Source organism: Nonomuraea sp. GTA35 (assembly GCF_041950525.1).
GTDB lineage: Bacteria > Actinomycetota > Actinomycetes > Streptosporangiales > Streptosporangiaceae > Nonomuraea.
Genome location: NZ_JBGNUV010000018.1, coordinates 102,108 through 120,704, shown reverse-complemented (window position 1 = coordinate 120,704; position 18,597 = coordinate 102,108). Strand labels below are relative to the sequence as shown.

Sequence of the window (18,597 nt, the reverse complement as noted above, 5' to 3'; positions counted from 1 at the left end):
CTGCTTCAGTTTCCCGTCGTCTCGCCCTTGTCCTGACCCAGCTTGGCCAGGCTCGCCCTGGCCGCCGCCGCCACGCGCTCAGCCGTCAGCCCGAACTGCTCGTACAAAGTCTTGTACGGCGCAGAGGCACCGAAGTGTTCGAGGCTGACCACCTCACCGCACTCGCCGACGTACTCGTGCCAGCCGAGCGCGATGCCCGCCTCGACCGCCACCCGAGCCCTGTTCGACGAGGGCAGAACCGTCTGCTTATATGCGGTGTCCTGCCCGTTGAACCACTCGACACACGGCATCGAGACCACCCGCGTGGGGATGCCCTGCGACTCCAGCAGTTCCCGGCCGTTCAGCGCGATCTCCACCTCGCTGCCCGTGGCGATGACGATGACCTTCGGCTGGCCGTTGGACGCCTCGCGCAGCACGTAGCCGCCGCGGGCCACGCCCTCGGCGCTGGTGCCCTCCACGACCGGCAGGTTCTGCCTGGTCAGCGCCAGGGCGGCGGGGCGGTCGGTGTGCTCCAGCACGGCCTTCCACGCGTACGCCGTCTCGTTGGCGTCGGCCGGGCGCACCACGTCGAGGCCGGGGATCGCGCGCAGCGCCCACAGGTGCTCGATCGGCTGGTGGGTGGGGCCGTCCTCGCCGAGGCCGATCGAGTCGTGCGTCCACACGTACGTGACCGGCAGCTTCATCAGCGCGGCCAGCCGCACCGCGGGCCGCATGTAGTCGGAGAAGACCAGGAACGTGCCGCCGTACGGGCGGGTGCCGCCGTGCAGCGCGATGCCGTTCAGGATGGCGCCCATGGCGTGCTCGCGGATGCCGAAGTGCAGCGTGCGGCCGAAGCGGTTGCCCTTGAAGTCCTTGGTCTGGAACTCCTCGGGGATGAAGGACGGCTCGCCCTTCATCGTGGTGAGGTTGGACTCGGCCAGGTCGGCCGAGCCGCCCCACAGCTCGGGCAGCACCGGGGCCAGCGCGTTGAGCACCTCGCCGGACGCCTTGCGCGTGGCGATGGAGGTGCCCTTCTCGAACGACGGCAGCGCGGTGGCCCAGCCGGCCGGCAGCTCGCGGCGGGAGATGCGGTCGAGCTCGGCGGCGCGCTCGTCGTTGGCCAGCCGCCACTCGGCGTAGGACTTCTCCCACTCGGCGTGGTCGGCGCGGCCGCGCTGGGCGACGCCGCGGGCGTGCTCCAGCACCGCGGCCGGCACGTCGAACGTCTTGGCCGGGTCCATGCCCAGCACTTCCTTGGTGGCGGCGACCTCGGCCTCGCCCAGGGCGGAGCCGTGGATCTTGCCGGTGTTCTGCTTGTTCGGCGCGGGGTAGCCGATGATCGTGCGCAGCCGGATGAACGACGGCCGGTCCGTCTCCGCCTTGGCCGCCTGCAGGGCGTCGTAGAGGGCCTGGACGTCCTCGACGTACTCGCCGGTCTCGGTCCAGTCGACGCTCTGGGTGTGCCAGCCGTAGGCCTCGTAGCGCTTGACCACGTCCTCGGAGAGCGCGATGGCCGTGTCGTCCTCGATGGAGATGTGGTTGTCGTCGTAGACGACGACGAGGTTGCCCAGCTTCTGGTGGCCGGCGAGGGAGCTGGCCTCGTGGCTGATGCCCTCCTCGATGTCGCCGTCGCTGACGATGCACCAGATGTGGTGGTCGAACGGGGAGGTGCCCGGCTCGGCCTCGGGGTCGAACAGGCCGCGCTCGCGGCGGGCCGCCATGGCCATGCCGACGGCGTTGGCGATGCCCTGGCCCAGGGGGCCCGTCGTGGTCTCCACTCCGGCGGTGTGCCCGTGCTCGGGGTGACCCGGCGTGAGGCTGTCCCACTGGCGCAGGCGCCTGAGGTCGTCCAGGGTCAGGCCGTAACCGGAAAGGTAGAGCTGGATGTAGAGCGTCAGGCTGCTGTGGCCGCACGACAGCACGAACCGGTCACGCCCGAGCCAGCCGGGGTCGGTCGGGTCGTGGCGCATCACACGCTGGAAGAGCAGGTATGCGGCGGGGGCCAGGCTCATGGCGGTGCCGGGGTGACCCGAGCCCGCCTTCTCCACTGCGTCCATCGCCAGGGCTCGAACGACATCGACCGCCTGCTTGTCCAGGTCGGTCCATTCAAGGGCTGGCACGAGTTCGGTGCTCAAGTGCTCGATCTCCGGAATCTAGTTGTCATTGGATGTGGCTGTCCCGCCCGAGGCCGGCCGCGTCGCGGCGGCCTGCCGCAGGTTGCGCGCCCGCGCCTACACCGGACCCTAACCGAGTGGGACTGGTGATCGATTCCCATTCCGTCCTCGCGTGTCCAGGTACGGCGCAAGCCCCCCATTGGCCGGACCGGCCGCCCCTGCGACTACAGTTTGTTTGTTCGCAGGGGCGTCACCGGCGCCCGCCCATGGATCCGCTCTTATCAGAGGTTACGCGTTGACTTCCGACAGGCTGGAAGCGCCTTGACGGTGCTGACCAACAGGCAGGCGACGGCCCCATCACGGCAGGTGGAGGCGCCGCGCTCGATCGGCATGATCGTCAAGGCCTACATCGCGCTCACCAAGCCGCGGGTCATCGAGCTGCTGCTGATCACGACACTGCCGGTGATGTTCCTCGCAGCGGGTGGCCTGCCACCGCTGTGGGAGTCGATCTGGGTCATGGTGTTCGGCACCCTATCGGCAGGCAGCGCCAACGCGCTCAACTGCTACATCGACCGTGACATCGACCAGAAGATGCGCCGCACCCGCCGCAGGCCGCTGGCCAGGCACCAGGTCTCGCCGCGCGCCGCGCTGGTCTTCGGCCTCGTGCTGGGCGTCATCTCCACGGTGGGCCTGTGGGTGACCACCAACTGGCTGGCCTCGATGTTGTCGCTCGGCGCGATCCTGTTCTACGTGCTGGTCTACTCGCTGGTGCTCAAGCGGCGCACGGCCCAGAACATCGTGTGGGGCGGCATCGCGGGCTGCATGCCGGTGATGATCGGCTGGGCGGGCATCACCGAGCGGCTCGACTGGGCGCCGCTGGTGCTGTTCGGCGTGGTGTTCTTCTGGACGCCGCCGCACACCTGGACGCTGGCCATGCGGTACAAGGAGGACTACGCGGCGGCCAAGGTGCCGATGCTGCCCGTGGTGGCCACCGAGCGGCGGGTCATCCTGGAGTCCATCGCCTACACCTGGGCCACCGTGCTCTGCTCGCTGGCGCTGTGGCCGGTGGCGGGCACCACGCTGTTCTACCCGATCGTGGCCGCCGTGCTCGGCGTGATGTGCCTGGTGGAGGCGCACCGCCTGCTGGCCCGGCTCAACGCCGGCAAGAGCGGGGTCGACCTGCGTCCCATGCGCTTCTTCCACTGGTCGAACGCCTACCTGGCGCTGCTGTTCCTGGCCGTGGCGATCGACCCGCTGCTCGCCTGACCCCTGGGAGGGCAGGTGCGGGTGCGCGGCCTTCATGTCCGGACGGTGACGAGTGGCTATCCGACCCTGTCGGCCCGCGTGATCGTGACGCGCGGCGCCGGCTGCCACCGGGTGCGCACGCGGCTCGCCGACCTGCTGCACGAGCCGTTCCGGATCGGCCGCACCAGCCTCCACTCCGGCCATGGCGTCCCCGGCCTCGACCGGCGGCGCGAAGACCCGCACGGACCCCGGCACTCTGATCCGTTAAAGTCACCCTATGGCGACCCGTGATCCACGCTGGGTGTTGAAGGACCGCCCGTCATTCGCGTTGATCATCGGGCTGGTCCTCACCGGCATCTGCGCCCTGGTCTCGTTCTCCTTCGACGTGTTCAACGGCGCGCCGGTGCAGTTCTTCATCGCGCTCATGCTGGCACTGGCGCCGGTGCCGCTGCTGCTGGCGGCCGTGCTGGCGCTCGACCGGATGGAGCCGGAGCCGCGCAGCAACCTGATCTTCGCCTTCGCCTGGGGCGCGGGCATCGCCGTGCTCGTGGCCGGTGTGATCAACTCGCTCAACCTGCACTACATCATCGACACCGCCAAGCTGTCGGAGGCCAGCGCCCGCAACCTCGCGGCCACGTTCGGCGCGCCGGTGGTGGAGGAGACGATGAAGGGCCTGGTGCTGCTGGGCCTGCTCAAGTTCCGCAGGGCCGAGCTCGACGGGCCGACCGACGGCGTCATCTACGCCAGCATGGTCGGCCTCGGCTTCGCCATGAGCGAGAACGTCAGCTACTACCTCGGCGCGCTGTCCACCTCGGGCGTCAAGGGGCTGGCCGTCACGGTGGTGCTGCGCGGCATCCTGTCGCCGCTGGCGCATCCGCTGTTCAGCTCCATGATCGGGGTCGCCGTGGCGTACGCGGCCCAGCGGCAGGGCTCCGAGCGCAGCACGTACGTGCTGGCGGGCTGGACGGCGGCGATGATCCTGCACGGCCTGTGGAACGGCCTGGCCTCCTACGGCGGGTTCCCCGGGCTCGTGGTGGCCTACCTGACGCTGCTGGTCGTGCTGGTGGTGCTGATCGGCGTGGTGTTCAGGGACCGGCGGCGCATCGTGGCGCTCATCCAGCGGTACCTGCCGGCGTACGAGCCGACCAAGCTGGTCACCCAGGCCGACATCTACATGCTCTCGGCCTTCGCCCGGCGCCGCCAGGCCCGGCAGTGGGCCCGCGCCCACGGCGGCAAGCCGGGGCTGCGGGCGATGCGCGACTACCAGCTCGCCGCCACCGAGCTGGGGCTGCTGCACGAGCGGGCGGCCCGCCACATGGTCGACGAGCACACCTTCCACGAGGAGCAGCGGGCGCTGCTGGAGTGCATGAGCACCGCCCGCGCCGACTTCCCCGTGCCGGAGATGCACGCCCGTTCGGTGGCCAGGGGATCGCCGCCGCCCGGCTACGCGCCCGGCGCGCCCGGCTGAGGCCGCGGCTCGGCGAGGATGCGGGTGAGCGAGACCTCGCGCGGGCCCGGGTACACCGGGTCGGAGTGCAGGATCATGGCGTCGGCGAACGCCTTGGCGGTGGCGAACAGCTCGCGGGCGGCGTAGGCGTACGTGGTCGCGGCCCAGCGCCTGGCCGAGTCGTCACCCGTCCCGAACGCCTCCAGCCCCGCAGTCCTGCACAACGTCACGGCCCTGGGGATGTGGAACTCCTGGGTGACCACCGTCACGCGCTCGGCCCCGAACACCTTGCGTGCCCGCACGCAGGAGTCCCACGTGTCGAACCCGGCGTAGTCGAGCACCATCACCGCGTCGGGCACGCCCTTGGCGCGCAGGTAGTCGCGCATGGCGGTGGGCTCGTCGTACTCCTTGCGGCTGTTGTCGCCCGACAGCAGCAGCGCCTTCACCTTGCCCGACAGGTACAGCTCGGCGGCGATGTCGAGCCTGCGGGCCAGCATCGGGGAGGGCCGCCCGGCGTACAGGCCGGCGCCGAGCACCAGCGCGGCCTGCGTCTCGGGCACCTGCCGGACCCAGCCCTCGTCCTCGGCCATCGCGCGGTGTCCCGAGCTGCCGAGCCAGGCCCACGTCATGGGCGCCAGCGCGAGCACGCTGGCCAGCACCAGCCCCTGGTACGAGCGGCGCAGCACCTTCCGCGAGAGGCGGACTTTTCCCCGCAAAGCACACCTCTTCCGGGCCGGGGGAGTGGCGCATCTAACACCACATACCCTGGCATATCCGCTCAGACGACGGCGGCTGCTTCGGTGGGGGAGTGGTCCACGGAGGAGGGCTCGGGGTCGCGGGAACGCAGCGACGTGGCGACCCGCAGCGCGGCGATCCAGACCAGGGTCGAGCCGAGGACGTGCAGCAGCACCAGCGCGGCCGGGACGGCCAGGAACCACTGCGTGTAGCCGATCACGCCCTGCAGCAGCTCCACGCCGAACAGGGCCAGCGCGGCCCGCCGGGCGGAGCGCGGCGCGTTGGTCACGTGCAGCGCGAACAGCAGCGCGAACGTCAGCCCCACCACCACGTAGGCGATGTCGGCGTGCAACCGGGCGACGGTCTCGATGTCGAGGTCGAAGCGCGAGGCCATCTCGTCACCCGAGTGCGGCCCGGTGCCGCTGACCACGACCCCGACCACCAGCAGCGCGAACACGGCCGCCAGCAGCGCGTGGCCGAGCCGGCGGACGTCGCGGTGGGTGATCTTCCGTACGGGCCCGTCGCCCTCGCCCGCGCGCGCGTACAACATCCAGCAGGCGGCGATCAGCCCGCTGGACAGGAGGTAGTGCATGCCGACGGTGAACGGGTTGAGCATGGTGTTGACCACCAGCCCGCCCCACAGGGCCTGCGCGATGATCCCGATCGGCTGCAGCCAGGCCAGGCGGACCAGGGAGACCCGGCGGGGCCGCATCCGCACGGCGGCCAGCCAGCAGGCGATGCCCACCGCCAGCACCAGGAACGTGAGCAGCCGGTTGCCGAACTCGACGGCCATGTGCAGCGGCGAGACCTCGGGATGCGCGACCGGGATGAAGCTGGTGGGCGTGCACCTCGGCCAGGTCGGGCAGCCGAGCCCCGACTCCGTCACGCGCACGCCCGCGCCCGTCACCGTGATGCCGGCGTTGACCACCACGGAGGCCAACGCCCAGCCACGCATCGAGCGGGTGGTCGGTGCCCAGAACGACCGGATGAAACGCGCGACGAGGTGGGGATTGTCCGTGGGTAGCTTCACGTCATCGATGGTAGGGGCCACACCGGCCGGTCCCGCCATCGGGAACCGGCTTCCCCGGGGCCGGGCTTCTCAAGGGTGAAGGTATGTGACATATTACTGAGAGGAGGTGGTGATGTCCGACGTGATCGTCGTCGGCGCGGGTGTGGTGGGGGCGGCCTGCGCCTACTACGCCGCCCGCGCGGGCCTCGACGTGACCGTGATCGACCGTGGCCCCGTGGCCGGCGGCACGACGGGCTCGGGCGAGGGCAACGTGCTGGTGTCCGACAAGGAGCCGGGGCCCGAGCTGGAGCTGGCCGTGCTGTCGAACCGGCTGTGGCGCTCGCTGGCCGGGCTCGGCGGGTTCGAGTTCGAGCCGAAGGGCGGGCTGGTCGTCGCCGAGACCGAGCAGGTGCAGCGGCAGCTCACCGAGCTGGCCGGCAAGCAGGGCGTCGAGCACACCCTCGTGCCGGCCTCCGAGCTGCGCGGCTACGAGCCGCACCTGGCCGAGGGCCTGGCCGGAGGGGTGTTCTATCCCCAGGACGCCCAGGTGCAGCCCATGCTCGCCGCCGCCACCCTGCTCAGGCACGGCGCGGAGAGCTTCGGCCACGGCACGCTGCGGCTGCGGCTCGGCGCCACCGTGACCGGGATCATCCGCTCGGGGGACCGCGTCACGGGCGTGCGCACCTCCCAGGGCGACGTGCTCGGCGACGCGGTCGTCAACGCGGCGGGCACCTGGGGCGGCGAGGTGGCCGCGCTGGCGGGCGTGCACCTGCCGGTGCTGCCCAGGCGGGGATTCATCCTCGTCACCGAGCCGCTGCCGGAGCCGCTGATCAGGCACAAGGTCTACACCGCCGCCTACGTGACGAACGTGGCCAGCGACTCCGCCGGCCTGGAGACCTCGGCCGTGGTGGAGGGCACGCCCGCCGGGACCGTGCTCATCGGGGCCAGCAGGGAGCGCGTCGGGTTCGACAGGACGACGTCGGTGCCGGTCCTGGCGCGGCTGGCCGAGCAGGCGGTCGCGCTCTTCCCCGCGCTGCGGGACGTCCGGGCCATCCGGTCCTACTGCGGGTTCCGGCCGTACTGCCCCGATCACCTGCCCGTCATCGGGGCCGATCCGCGCGTGTCCGGGCTGTATCACGCGTGCGGCCACGAGGGTGCCGGCATCGGGCTCGCCCCGGCCACCGGTCACCTGCTCGCCCAGCTCCTCGCCGGCCGGCGGCCCGACCTCGACCTGCAGCCCTTCCGCCCGGACCGCTTCCCTGAGGAGGCCCTGTGACCTTCCACATCACCGTCGACGGCCGCTCCGTGCCGGTCGTGCCGGGGCAGACCATCGGCGCGGCCCTGCACGCGGCCGGGGTGCGGTCGTGGCGCTCCACCCGCTTCGGCGGGCGGCCGCGCGGGCTGTTCTGCGGGATCGGGGTCTGCTTCGACTGCCTGATCTCGGTGAACGGGCGGCCGCCCGAGCGGGCCTGCCTGCTGGAGGCCGAGCCGGGGGACGAGGTGACGACGGCGTGACGTACGACCTCGTGGTGGTCGGCGGCGGGCCCGCCGGCGTGGCGGGCGCGCTCACGGCGGCGCTGGCCGGGCTGCGGGTGGCGCTCGTGGACTCGGGCCTGCGGCTCGGCGGCCAGTACTTCCGGCACGCCGCCGACCCCAAGCCGGCGCCCGGGCTCGACCGGTTCCTGCGGCAGGCGCGGGCCCTGGACGCGCGCGCCGACGTGCTGCTGCGGCACCAGGTGTGGGCCGTTTCCCGCGAGCCGGACGGCGACCTGCTGGTGCACTGCGCGACCAGGGACACGGCGGCGCCCACAGGCCGGTCCGGTACGGGGGACGAGCGGGCGGTGGTGTTGCGGGCGCGGCGGCTGCTGATCGCGACCGGCGCGCACGACCGGCCGCTGCCGTTCCCCGGCTGGGACCTGCCCGGGGTGCTCACCGCCGGTGGCGCGCAGGCGCTGCTCAAGGGCGGCGGGGTCGTGGCGGGGCGGCGGATCGTGGTGTCCGGCACCGGGCCGTTCCTGCTGCCCGTCGCCTCGGGGCTGGCCGGGGCGGGGGCGCGGGTGCTCGGCGTGTACGAGGCCAACGGCGGGCTCGGGCTGGCCAGGAACCCGGTGCTGGCCCTGGGCAAGGCCGGTGAGGCGGCGGGGTACGCGGCCGCCCTGGCCCGGCATCGGGTGCCGTACCGGACGCGCCAGGCGGTCGTGGCCGCCCACGGGGAGCGCGAGGTGGAGGCCGTCACCATCGCCCGCCTCGACCACGACTGGAACGTCACGGCGACCCACGTCGTCGAGTGCGACGCCGTGGCCGTGGGGTACGGCTTCGTGCCGCAGATCGAGCTGGGGACGCAGCTCGGCTGCCGGACCCGCCACGACGTGGACGGCAGCCCGGTGCTGAGCGTGGACGCCACCCTCCGCACCACCGTGCCCGGGGTGTGGGCGGCGGGCGAGCCCGTCGGCGTGGGCGGCTGGCGGCTCGCCGAACTGGAGGGCCGCCTCGCCGGCCGCGCCATCGTGGCCGACGCCCGCACGGGCGCGGCGGCCGATGGGCGTGCGGGGCCGGAGGGCGTGCCGGTTTCCGGTGGTGCGGCGGCGGTCGTGCCGCCGCTGTTCGCGCGCAGGCGGGAGCGGTGGCGGGCGTTCGGGAAGGCGCTGCAGCGCGCGTACCCGGTCAAGCCCGGCTGGCAGGGGTGGCTGCGCGACGACACGCTCGTGTGCCGGTGCGAGGAGGTGCCGCTGGCCCGGGTACGCGAGGCGCAGGCGCTCGGCGCCACCGACGCGCGCTCGGTCAAGCTGCTGGCCCGCCCCGGCATGGGCTGGTGCCAGGGCCGCATCTGCGGCTACGCCGTCTCCTGCCTGGCGGGAGAGCGGCCCCGGCCGCCCCGCCGCCCGATCGCCCAGCCCGTCACCCTCGGCGCGCTGGCCTCACTCACGGCACCCGACGGCGGCTCCGGCAGCGGCTCCGGCGGAGCGACGGCGCCCGGCGGCGCCGCAGGCACGGCGCCCGACGACGACCTCGCTCACTGAACCCCCCGACACCTGGAGGACTTCCCCATGGAACACCGCAGCAAGCCCTGGCAGGGCGTCATGGTCGCCACCGCGCTGCCCCTGCGCGAGGACCTGTCCGTCGACCACGACGGCTTCGCGGAGCACTGCCGCTGGCTGGTCGCGAACGGCTGCGACGGCGTCGTGCCGAACGGCTCGCTCGGCGAGTACCAGACGCTCACCCCGCAGGAGCGGACGAAGGTGATCGAGACCGCCGTCGCGGCAGTCGGCGGCGGGAACGTGATGGCCGGGGCGGGCGCGTACGGCGCCGCCGAGTCGCGCCGCTGGGCCGAGCAGGCGGGCGAGGCGGGCTGCGGCTCGGTCCTCCTGCTGCCGCCCAACACCTACCGGGCCGACGAGCGGGCCGTCGTGGCGCACTATCGTGAGGTGGCCAGGGCCGGCGTGCCGATCGTGGCCTACAACAACCCCTACGACACCAAGGTGGACCTGACCCCCGCGCTGCTGGCCAGGCTGCACGAGGAGGGGCTGATCGTGGCGGTCAAGGAGTTCAGCGGCGACGTGCGCAGGGCCTACGAGCTCGCGGAGCTGGCGCCCGAGCTCGACCTGCTGGTCGGCGCCGACGACGTGCTGCTGGAGCTGGCCGTGGCAGGAGCCGTCGGCTGGATCGCCGGCTACCCGAACGCGCTGCCCGCCTCCAGCACCGCCCTCTACCGCGCGGCGGTGGCGGGCGACCTGGAGACCGCGCTGCCGCTGTACCGGGCCCTGCACCCGTTGCTGCGCTGGGACTCCAAGACCGAGTTCGTGCAGGCCATCAAGCTGTCCATGGACGTGGCCGGCCGTCGCGGCGGCCCGTGCAGGCACCCCAGGGAGCCGCTGACGGACGAGCAGGCCGCTATCGTGCGTGCGGCGACCGAGAAGGCACTGGCAGAGGGGCTGCGATGAGGACCAAGCGCGTATTCCACGCCGTCGACTCCCACACCGAGGGCATGCCCACCCGGGTCATCACCGGCGGAATCGGCGTGATCCCCGGCGCGAGCATGGCGGAGCGGCGCGTGTACTTCCGCGACAATCTCGACCACATCCGCACCCTGCTGATGACGGAGCCGCGCGGCCACTCGGCCATGAGCGGCGCCATCCTGCAGCCGCCGACCAGGCCGGACGCCGACTACGGCGTGCTGTTCATCGAGGTGTCCGGGCTGCTGCCGATGTGCGGGCACGGCACGATCGGCGTGGCCACCGTGTTGGTCGAGACCGGCATGGTGGAGGTGGTCGAGCCCGTCACGACCGTGCGCCTGGAGGTGCCCGCCGGGCTCGTCGAGGTGGACGTGGCCGTCGAGGACGGCATGGCCATGTCGGTGACGCTGCGCAACGTGCCGTCCTACTGCGACCGGCTGGACGCCACGGTGACCGTGCCGGGGTTCGGGGAGATCCCGTACGACCTCGCGTACGGCGGCAACTTCTACGCCGTCGTCGACCTCGACCACTACGGCCTGCCCTTCGACCGCAAGGCCAAGAACGAGATCATCGCGGCCGGCCTGGCCACCATGGAGGCCATCAACGCCGCCGACGAGCCGGTGCACCGCGAGGACTCCCGCATCCGCGGCTGCCACCACGTCTACTTCGCCGCCCCCGGCTCCGACGCCCACCACTCGCGCCACGCCATGGCCATCCACCCGGGCTGGTTCGACCGCTCGCCCTGCGGCACCGGTACCAGCGCCCGCATGGCCCAGCTCCACGCCAGGGGCGAGCTGCCGCTGGGCCGCGACTTCACGAACGAGTCGTTCATCGGCACCCACTTCATCGGGCGGCTGCTGGAGGAGACCACGGTGGGTGGCCGGCCGGCGGTCCTGCCGTCGATCACCGGGCGGGCCTGGATCACCGGCACCGCCCAGTACTTCCTCGACCCGCGCGACCCGTTCCCCGCGGGGTTCGAGCTCTGATGCTGACGACGGTCGACTACCACACGGCGGGGGAGCCGTTCAGGATCGTGACGGGCGGGGTGCCCGAGATCCCCGGCTCCACCGTGCTCGACCGCCGCACCACCGCGATGGCCGAGCTGGATGACGTGCGGCGGCTGCTGTGCAACGAGCCGCGCGGCCACGCCGACATGTACGGCTGCTTCCTGGTGCCCCCGGACGACCAGGGGGCGCGTCTCGGGGCGCTGTTCTGGCACAAGGACGGCTTCTCCACCGCCTGCGGGCACGGCACGATCGCGCTGGGCGTGCACGCCGTGCGGGAGGGCCTGGTCGAGGCCGCCTCCGACGGCGTGACGGACGTCGTCGTCGACGTGCCCTCGGGCCGCGTCCAGGCCAGGGTGCGGCTGTCCGGAGGCAGGATCGAGGGCGTCACCTTCGTCAACGTGCCCTCGTTCGTGATCGCCCGCGACGTGCCCGTCGCGGGCCTGCGCGCCGACGTCTCCTACGGCGGCGCCATCTACGCGTCGGTACGCGCGCAGGACGTCGGCCTGCGGGTCGAGCCCCGGCACGTGAACGCCCTCATCGAGCACGCCCGGCGGATCAAGGCCGGCCTGGCGGGGCACCCGGCCGCCAGGCACCCGTCCGACGAGCGGCTGTCCGGCGTGTACGGGGTGATCTTCCACGAGGAGCTCCCGGACCTGGACGGGGTCAGGCGGCAGCGCAACGTCACCGTGTTCGCCGACGGCGAGGTGGACCGCTCGCCGTGCGGCTCCGGCACCGCCGCCAGGATGGCGCTGCTGCACGACGAGGAGAAGGTCGCCGGGCTCGTGCACGAGAGCGTCGTGGGCAGCGTGTTCACCGCCCGCGTGCGGGAGGCGACGGACGAGGGCGTGATCGTGGAGATCGACGGCATGGCCTACCGCACCGGGCGGCACACCTTCGAGCTCGACCCCGCCGACCCGTTCCCGACCGGGTTCACGCTGCGATGAGCGGGCTGCCGTACCTCGACGCGGCCACCGTGGAGCGGCTGGTGCCCATGGGACGGGCCGTGGACGTCCTGGAGGAGGCGCTGCGGGCGGGGCTCGACCCCGAGACGACCCCGCGGCGGCCGATCGTGGACCTGCCCGCCGGGCAGCTGCTGCTCATGCCCGCCTCCACCCGGCGGTACGCGGGTGTCAAGGCCGTCAGCATCGCGCCGCGCAACCCGGAGCGGGGGCTGCCCCGGATCCAGGGCACGTACCTGCTGTTCGACGGCGACACCCTGGCCCCGCTGGCGGCGCTGGACGGGATCGCGCTCACCTCGCTGCGCACGCCCGCCGTCTCCGCCCTCGCCGTCCGCCACCTCGCCGATCCCGGCGCGCGGCGGCTGGTCGTGTTCGGGAGCGGGCCGCAGGCGTACGGGCACGTGCTGGCGCTGCGAGAGGTGCGGCCGGTGGACGACGTCACGGTGGTGGGCCGCGACGCGGGCCGGGCCGAGGCGCTGGCCGCCCGCTGCCGCGCGCTCGGCCTGACCGCCCGCGCCCTGCCCGCCGGCCCGCCACCTTCCGCCCCGCCGGCTGCCCCGCCGGCTGCCCCGCCGGCTGCCCCGCCGGAGGAAGCCGCCGGAGAAGCGGTGGCGGGGGCGGCGGCCGAGGCGGTCACCGAAGCCGTGACTGAGGCGGTGGCTGAGGCGGTGGCTGAGGCGGTGGCCGGGGCCGATCTGATCGCGTGCTGCACCACGGCCAGGCATCCCCTGTTCCCCGGTAAGCTCGCCCGCGACGGCGTCACCGTCGTCGCGGTCGGCTCGCACGAGCCCGACGCCCGTGAGCTCGACGGCGACCTGATCGCCCGCGCCACCGTGGTCGTCGAGGCCAGGGCGGCCGCCCTGGAGGAGGCGGGCGACGTCGTCGTCCCGATCCGCCAGGGTACGATCACCTCTCATCATCTCGCCGGTAACCTTGCCGACCTGCTCGCCGGAAGGGTGGTCACCGGTCCGGGGCCGCGCGTGTTCAAGAGCACGGGCATGGCGTGGGAGGACCTCGTGGTCGCGGCTGCCGCCTACGAGGCCCGAACGAGGGCGCAGGCATGAGGGTGGACAGAGAAGGGGATGGGCCGATGGCTGCCGAGGACCGGCTCGACCTGCCGATGGTGGGGGAGCGGCAGAGCCTGCGCGAGCAGGTCGCGCACGCGCTGCGTGCCGCGCTGATCACCGGCGAGATGCGGCCGGGGGTGGTCTACTCCGCGCCGGTGCTGGCCGCCCAGTTCGGCGTCTCCGCCACGCCCGTGCGCGAGGCCATGCTCGACCTGGCCAAGGAGGGCCTGGTCGAGGCCGTGCGCAACAAGGGCTTCCGGGTAACCGAGCTGTCCGACCGCGACCTCGACGAGCTGACCGAGATCCGCCAGCTCATCGAGGTGCCCACGGTCGCCAGGCTGGCCGACAGCTCGCGGGCCGAGGAGTTCGAGCGGCTGCGGCCCATCGCCGAGGAGATCGTCTCGGCCAGCGAGCGGGGCGACCTGCTCGCGTACGTGGACGCCGACCTGCGCTTCCACGTCGAGCTGCTGTCGCTGTGCGGCAACGTCCACCTCGTCACGGTGGTGCGCGACCTGCGCAACAGGGCCCGGCTCTACGGCCTGTCCCAGCTCTCCGAGCGCGGCACGCTGGGCGACTCCGCCAGGGAGCACCTGCAACTGCTGGACGCGCTCAAGAGCGGCGACGGCGCCGCCGTCGGCCATCTCATGGCGGAGCACATCGGCCACGTACGCGGTATCTGGGCCGAGCACTGAGCGTTAAGTTCTGACATTCGGGGATCGGGCACTCCCCGATGGAGGTAATCTCGATGCGGGCCGGCCGGGCGACGCCTCGCGCGAACGCCGCCGGTTCCGCCGTTCCCGGTCCGCGACGGACCGGCTGCTTGCGGCACATACCTGGTCACGCGGACACCCGCACTCCGCTGACCTCCATGGGCTCGGCACACCCCGCCCACCGAGCCGAGCCCCCCGCCGCGCGCCCGAGACCCCATCCCACGGGCGCGCGGCGGCCCTCATCTCCGCCTGCGGGTCGAGCCCAGGCTGGCGGCCACGATGCAGATGATCGCCGCCCACTGCTGCGCGTGCAGGATCTCGCTGAGCAGCAGCACGCCGATCAGCGCCGCGACGGCGGGCTCCAGGCTCATCAGGATGCCGAACACGTGCTTGGGCATGCGCCGCAGCGCCTGCAGCTCCAGCGAGTACGGGATCACCGACGACAGCAGCCCCACGCCCAGCCCGATGAGCAGCAGCTCGGGCTGCAGCAGGTCGGCCCCGCCGGTGGTGACCCCGATCGGCAGGATCGCCACCGCTGAGACGATCATCGCGAACGACAGCCCGCTCGTCCCGGGGAAGCGCCGCCCGGCGGCCGCCGACAGCAGGATGTACGCCGCCCAGCAGGCCCCCGCCACCATGGCGAACCCGATGCCCACCCAGCTCACCGACGACGAGTCGCCCCACGGCGCCAGCAGCACCACGCCCATCCCGGCCAGCCCGATCCACAGCAGGTCGATCCGCCGCCGGGAGGCGGCCACCGCCACGCCCAGGGGCCCGAGGAACTCGATCGCCACCGCGATCCCCATCGGCAGCCGGGCCAGGGCCTCGTAGAAGGTCAGGTTCATCACGGCGAGCGTCAGGCCGAAGCCGATCCCCACCGCCCAGTCGCGCCAGGCCAGCCCCTTCAGCTTGGGCCGCGCGACGGCGCCCATGATGAGCGCCCCGGCCGCGATGCGCAGGAACACCACCGCGCTCGGCGGCAGCGCCGCGAACAGCTCCTTGGCGAACCCGGCGCCGATCTGCACCGAGAAGATGGCCAGCAGCACGAGCCCCGAGGGTGGGATGGAGTCGGCCGCGGTGCGCAGCAGGTTCCCCGGCCTGGGCAGGCCGGGACCCCGGCCGATGGGGTCGTCGAGTGCGAAGGCGGTCACGGGACTCCTCGTCAGGTGCAGGAAGAGCAACCGTCAGAGCCTACTCAACGCGACCGACATCACCTCCATTAAGGTGGTACCACTGCCGACTGGATCATATTCCGGGACATATCCACCATGGATGTATGAAAGCCCCCGCGCTCTCCGTGAGTCTCGATCGCCCTCCGCTGGCCCTGTCCGTGTCCGGGTTCGTCAGCAGCTTCGACCGCTTCGCGGTGAGCCCCATGCTCGTGCTCATCGCCGCCGACCTGGACGTCTCGCTGTCGGCCTCGGTCGCCGCCGCCAGCGGCTACTACCTGGCGTACGGGCTGACCCAGCCGCTGTGGGGCCTGCTGTCCGACCGGTTCGGCCGCGTACGCGTCATGCGCTGGGCCCTGTTCGGCGCGGCGCTGGCGGGCGCGGTCTCGGCGCTGATGCCCGTGCTGTGGGCGCTCGTGCTGGCCAGGGTCGTCACGGGTGCCTGCTTCGGCGCGGTGATCCCCACGGGGCTGACGTACGTGGGCGACACCGTCCAGCCGTCGGTACGCCAGCGCGCCCTCACCGACCTCATGGCCGCCGCCGCCCTCGGCACGGCGCTGGCCACGGGCCTGGGCGGCGTCGTCGCCGGCCTGGTGGACTGGCGGGTGGCCTTCACCGTGCCCGCCGCCTGCGCCCTGGCCTGCGCGCTGTCGCTGCGCAAGCTGCCCGAGCCGCCCCGGCACGGGAACGCCGGGAGCGGGGTGCTGAGCCACCTGGGCAAGGTGCTGCGGCAGCGGTGGGCGCTGCTGGTGTTCGCGCTCGCCTTCACGGAGGGGGCGATCATGCTGGGAGCCATGCCGTTCCTGGCCCCGGCGCTGCAGCACACGGGGCTGGCCGCCGCCGTGGCGGGGCTGTCGATCACCGCGTACGGGCTGGGGCTGTGGGGCTTCGCCAAGCTCGTCAAGCACCTGTCGGGCCGCTGGCCCGCGCCGCTGCTGATGGTCGTGGGCGGTGCGCAGCTCTGCGCCGGGTTCGTGATCGTGACCGTGCACGTCAGCGTGCCCGCCGTGGCTGTCACGGCGCTGCTGCTGGGCGGTGGCTGGTCGTTCCTGCACTCCTCGCTGCAGACCTGGGCCACCGCGGTCGTGCCCGAGGCCCGGGGGACCACGATCGCCTTCTTCGCCTGCGCGCTGTTCGTGGGCAGCGCGGTCGCGTCGTGGGCCGCCGGGCCGCTGGCGCAGGACGGCCGGTACGGGCTGCTGTTCGGCCTGGCAGCCGGCGCGGCCATCCCGCTGACGGCGGTGGCCGCCCTCACCCGCCGCCGCTACGGCGCCCTGCGGGCCGAACCGCCGCACCCGGAATGACGATGCGGGCCGGCCCCTGGCTCCCGGCCCCTCACTCCCAGCGGAACGTGCGCGAGACCAGCGCCAGCGACACCACCGCCCAGGCCGCGAGCACGGCCACCGGGACCAGCGGGAGTGCCGCGCCCTGGGCGAGCACCGCGCGCAGGCCGCCGGTCAGCGCGGTGATGGGCAGCGCCTCCAGCACGGGCCGCACCCCCTCGGGGAACTTGCTCAGCGGGAACATCACCCCGCCCGCCCCCAGCAGCACCAGGTAGACCAGGTTGGCCGCCGCCAGCGTGGCCTCGGCGCGCAGCGTGCCGGCCATGAGCAGGCCCAGCCCGCTGAAGGCCGCGGTGCCCAGCACGATCAGCAGCGCCGCGCTCAGGAACGAGCCCTGCGGCCGCCACCCCAGTGCCAGCCCCACGGCCACGATGACCACGGCCTGGATGATCTCCACGCCGGCGACCGCGGCCGTCTTGGCCAGCATGAGCCCGCTCCTGGACAGCGGGGTCGCGCCCAGCCGCTTGAGCACGCCGTAGCGGCGCTCGAAGCCCGTGGCGATGGCCTGCCCGGTGAAGGCCGTGGACATCACGGCCAGCGCGAGCACGCCCGGCGCCAGGAAGTCGACCCGCCGCCCGCCGCCGACGTCGATCAGCGGCGCCAGCGAGAACCCGGCCAGCAGCAGCACCGGGATGACCAGGGTGAGCAGGAGCTGCTCGCCGTTGCGCAGCATCGCGCGGATCTCCGCGCCCGCCTGCGCCAGCACCATGCGCGGGAACGGCGCCGCGCCGGGAGCGGGGCTGAAGTCGAGCGTGGTCATCGGGATCCCCCGTGGGTCGGGCCGTGCGCGGTGATCTCGGCGGGCGCGCTCATCGCAGCTCCCTGCCGGTCAGCTCGAGGAAGACGTCTTCGAGGGTGCGGCGCTCGATGCGCAGGTCGTCGGCCGTGACGCCCTCGGCCGCGCACCAGGCCGTCACCGTGGCCAGCAGCTCGGGCCCCACCAGGCCCTCGATGATGTAGTGCCCGGCCGGCGACTCCTTGGCCGCGCTGCCCGCCGGGAGCGCGTTGAGCAGCTCCTCCAGCGCCAGCCCCGGCCGCGCCCTGAACCTGAGCTGCCGCTCGGCCCCGGTCAGCGAGGCGGGGCTGCCCTCGGCCACCACGCGCCCCCTGTCGATGATCACGACGTGGTCGGCCAGCCGCTCGGCCTCGTCCATGTGGTGGGTGGTCAGCATCACCGACACCCCGGCCTCGCGCAGCTCACCCACCAGCTCCCAGCAGGCGTGCCTGGCCTGCGGGTCGAGGCCGGCCGTCGGCTCGTCGAGGAAGACCAGCTCGGGCCGCCCGACGACGGCCGCCGCCAGCGACAGCCGCTGCTGCTGCCCGCCCGACAGCCTGCGGTACGGGGTGCGGACGTGATCGGTCAGCCCCAGCCGCTCCAGCAGGGCGCGTGGGTCGAGCGGGTGGGCGTAGAAGCGCGAGACCAGCCGCAGCCACTCGGCGCAGCGCATCGCCGGCGGCACGCCGCCCGCCTGCAGCATGACCCCCACCCGCGCGCGCAGCTCGGGCAGCGCGGGCGCCAGGCCGAGGACCTTGACCGTGCCGCCGTCGGCCTTGCGGAACCCCTCGCAGATCTCCACCGTGGACGTCTTGCCGGCGCCGTTGGGACCGAGGACCGCGGTGACCGCGCCCCGCTCGGCGCGGAAGGTGAGGCCGTCGACGGCGGTGCTGCCGCCGTAACGTTTGACCAGGTCGACGATCTCGACGGCTGGGGAATCCATGGCCACGAGTTTAGGGACTCCGGCAGGCAGTCCGGGCCGCAGGTGACCATGACCGCATTCGCCCGGTTCGACGCCCTATCTAAGGAAGTTTCGGGAAATGTCTGATGACTGGGAATTCGGAGGACCGAAACATGGTTTGATC

The 18,597-nt window shown here is 73.0% G+C and carries 18 protein-coding genes; 12 read left to right on the top strand and 6 right to left on the bottom strand.

Annotation, left to right across the window (positions count from 1 at the left end; all coding sequences use genetic code 11):
- Positions 1–5: 5 nt before the first annotated feature.
- Entirely contained in the window at positions 6–2,036 is a 2,031-nt protein-coding gene (gene tkt, locus ACBJ32_RS50930; protein ID WP_375133114.1) for a transketolase, read from the bottom strand.
- Between the two features lie 378 nt (positions 2,037–2,414).
- Here tkt and ACBJ32_RS50925 point away from each other — a divergent pair, with 378 nt between their 5' ends.
- The 3 genes from ACBJ32_RS50925 to ACBJ32_RS50915 are packed head-to-tail and all read left to right on the top strand — an operon-like array spanning position 2,415 to position 4,806.
- A complete protein-coding gene (locus ACBJ32_RS50925; protein ID WP_375133069.1) occupies positions 2,415–3,359 on the top strand; it encodes a heme o synthase in 945 nt (314 codons plus the stop codon).
- Positions 3,360–3,374: 15 nt separating this feature from the next.
- Entirely contained in the window at positions 3,375–3,629 is a 255-nt protein-coding gene (locus ACBJ32_RS50920; RefSeq protein WP_375133068.1) for a hypothetical protein, read from the top strand.
- Positions 3,616–4,806: a PrsW family intramembrane metalloprotease gene (locus tag ACBJ32_RS50915; protein WP_375133067.1), complete on the top strand. Its 1,191-nt coding sequence runs from the start codon at positions 3,616–3,618 to the stop codon at positions 4,804–4,806. Before ACBJ32_RS50920 ends, ACBJ32_RS50915 begins: the two co-directional genes overlap by 14 nt.
- On the opposite strand, the gene ACBJ32_RS50910 is transcribed toward ACBJ32_RS50915, so the two are convergent.
- Positions 4,782–5,501 (bottom strand): vancomycin high temperature exclusion protein, encoded by a 720-nt coding sequence (locus tag ACBJ32_RS50910; RefSeq protein WP_375133066.1) that lies wholly within the window; start codon positions 5,499–5,501, stop codon positions 4,782–4,784. The two genes, ACBJ32_RS50915 and ACBJ32_RS50910, sit on opposite strands and share 25 nt — an antisense overlap.
- Positions 5,502–5,563: 62 nt before the next feature.
- Positions 5,564–6,550, bottom strand: a complete 987-nt coding sequence (locus ACBJ32_RS50905) for a heme A synthase (RefSeq protein ID WP_375133065.1) — start codon at positions 6,548–6,550, stop codon at positions 5,564–5,566.
- 112 nt (positions 6,551–6,662) lie between these two features.
- Between ACBJ32_RS50905 and ACBJ32_RS50900 the strand changes: the two genes are divergently transcribed.
- From ACBJ32_RS50900 to ACBJ32_RS50865, 8 genes are read left to right on the top strand one after another with little or no spacing between them, the layout of a single operon-like run.
- On the top strand, positions 6,663–7,805 hold the full coding sequence (locus ACBJ32_RS50900) for an NAD(P)/FAD-dependent oxidoreductase (RefSeq protein WP_375133064.1): 1,143 nt from the start codon (positions 6,663–6,665) through the stop codon (positions 7,803–7,805).
- Entirely contained in the window at positions 7,802–8,044 is a 243-nt protein-coding gene (locus ACBJ32_RS50895; protein WP_357879571.1) for a (2Fe-2S)-binding protein, read from the top strand. The genes ACBJ32_RS50900 and ACBJ32_RS50895 overlap by 4 nt, the downstream gene beginning before the upstream one ends.
- Entirely contained in the window at positions 8,041–9,549 is a 1,509-nt protein-coding gene (locus tag ACBJ32_RS50890; protein ID WP_375133063.1) for an FAD-dependent oxidoreductase, read from the top strand. Before ACBJ32_RS50895 ends, ACBJ32_RS50890 begins: the two co-directional genes overlap by 4 nt.
- 27 nt (positions 9,550–9,576) lie before the next feature.
- Positions 9,577–10,470, top strand: coding sequence for a dihydrodipicolinate synthase family protein (locus ACBJ32_RS50885; protein WP_375133062.1), 894 nt, complete (start codon positions 9,577–9,579; stop codon positions 10,468–10,470).
- Positions 10,467–11,468 (top strand): proline racemase family protein, encoded by a 1,002-nt coding sequence (locus ACBJ32_RS50880; RefSeq protein WP_375133061.1) that lies wholly within the window; start codon positions 10,467–10,469, stop codon positions 11,466–11,468. Before ACBJ32_RS50885 ends, ACBJ32_RS50880 begins: the two co-directional genes overlap by 4 nt.
- Complete coding sequence (locus tag ACBJ32_RS50875) at positions 11,468–12,433, top strand: proline racemase family protein (protein WP_375133060.1); 966 nt, start codon at positions 11,468–11,470, stop codon at positions 12,431–12,433. The genes ACBJ32_RS50880 and ACBJ32_RS50875 overlap by 1 nt, the downstream gene beginning before the upstream one ends.
- The gene (locus tag ACBJ32_RS50870; protein WP_375133059.1) at positions 12,430–13,512 is read left to right on the top strand and encodes an ornithine cyclodeaminase family protein; all 1,083 of its coding nucleotides are present in this window, start codon (positions 12,430–12,432) and stop codon (positions 13,510–13,512) included. The genes ACBJ32_RS50875 and ACBJ32_RS50870 overlap by 4 nt, the downstream gene beginning before the upstream one ends.
- 26 nt (positions 13,513–13,538) lie before the next feature.
- Complete coding sequence (locus tag ACBJ32_RS50865) at positions 13,539–14,207, top strand: GntR family transcriptional regulator (RefSeq protein WP_357879553.1); 669 nt, start codon at positions 13,539–13,541, stop codon at positions 14,205–14,207.
- A gap of 257 nt (positions 14,208–14,464) precedes the next feature.
- Here the strand turns inward: ACBJ32_RS50865 and ACBJ32_RS50860 are convergent, their stop codons facing one another.
- Positions 14,465–15,376, bottom strand: a complete 912-nt coding sequence (locus ACBJ32_RS50860) for an EamA family transporter (protein ID WP_357879550.1) — start codon at positions 15,374–15,376, stop codon at positions 14,465–14,467.
- A 125-nt stretch (positions 15,377–15,501) separates the two neighbouring features.
- Between ACBJ32_RS50860 and ACBJ32_RS50855 the strand changes: the two genes are divergently transcribed.
- Complete coding sequence (locus ACBJ32_RS50855; RefSeq protein WP_375133058.1) at positions 15,502–16,698, top strand: MFS transporter; 1,197 nt, start codon at positions 15,502–15,504, stop codon at positions 16,696–16,698.
- Positions 16,699–16,729: 31 nt separating this feature from the next.
- On the opposite strand, the gene ACBJ32_RS50850 is transcribed toward ACBJ32_RS50855, so the two are convergent.
- Entirely contained in the window at positions 16,730–17,497 is a 768-nt protein-coding gene (locus ACBJ32_RS50850; RefSeq protein WP_375133057.1) for an ABC transporter permease, read from the bottom strand.
- A gap of 49 nt (positions 17,498–17,546) precedes the next feature.
- Positions 17,547–18,455, bottom strand: coding sequence for an ABC transporter ATP-binding protein (locus tag ACBJ32_RS50845; protein ID WP_357879541.1), 909 nt, complete (start codon positions 18,453–18,455; stop codon positions 17,547–17,549).
- Positions 18,456–18,597: the final 142 nt, after the last annotated feature.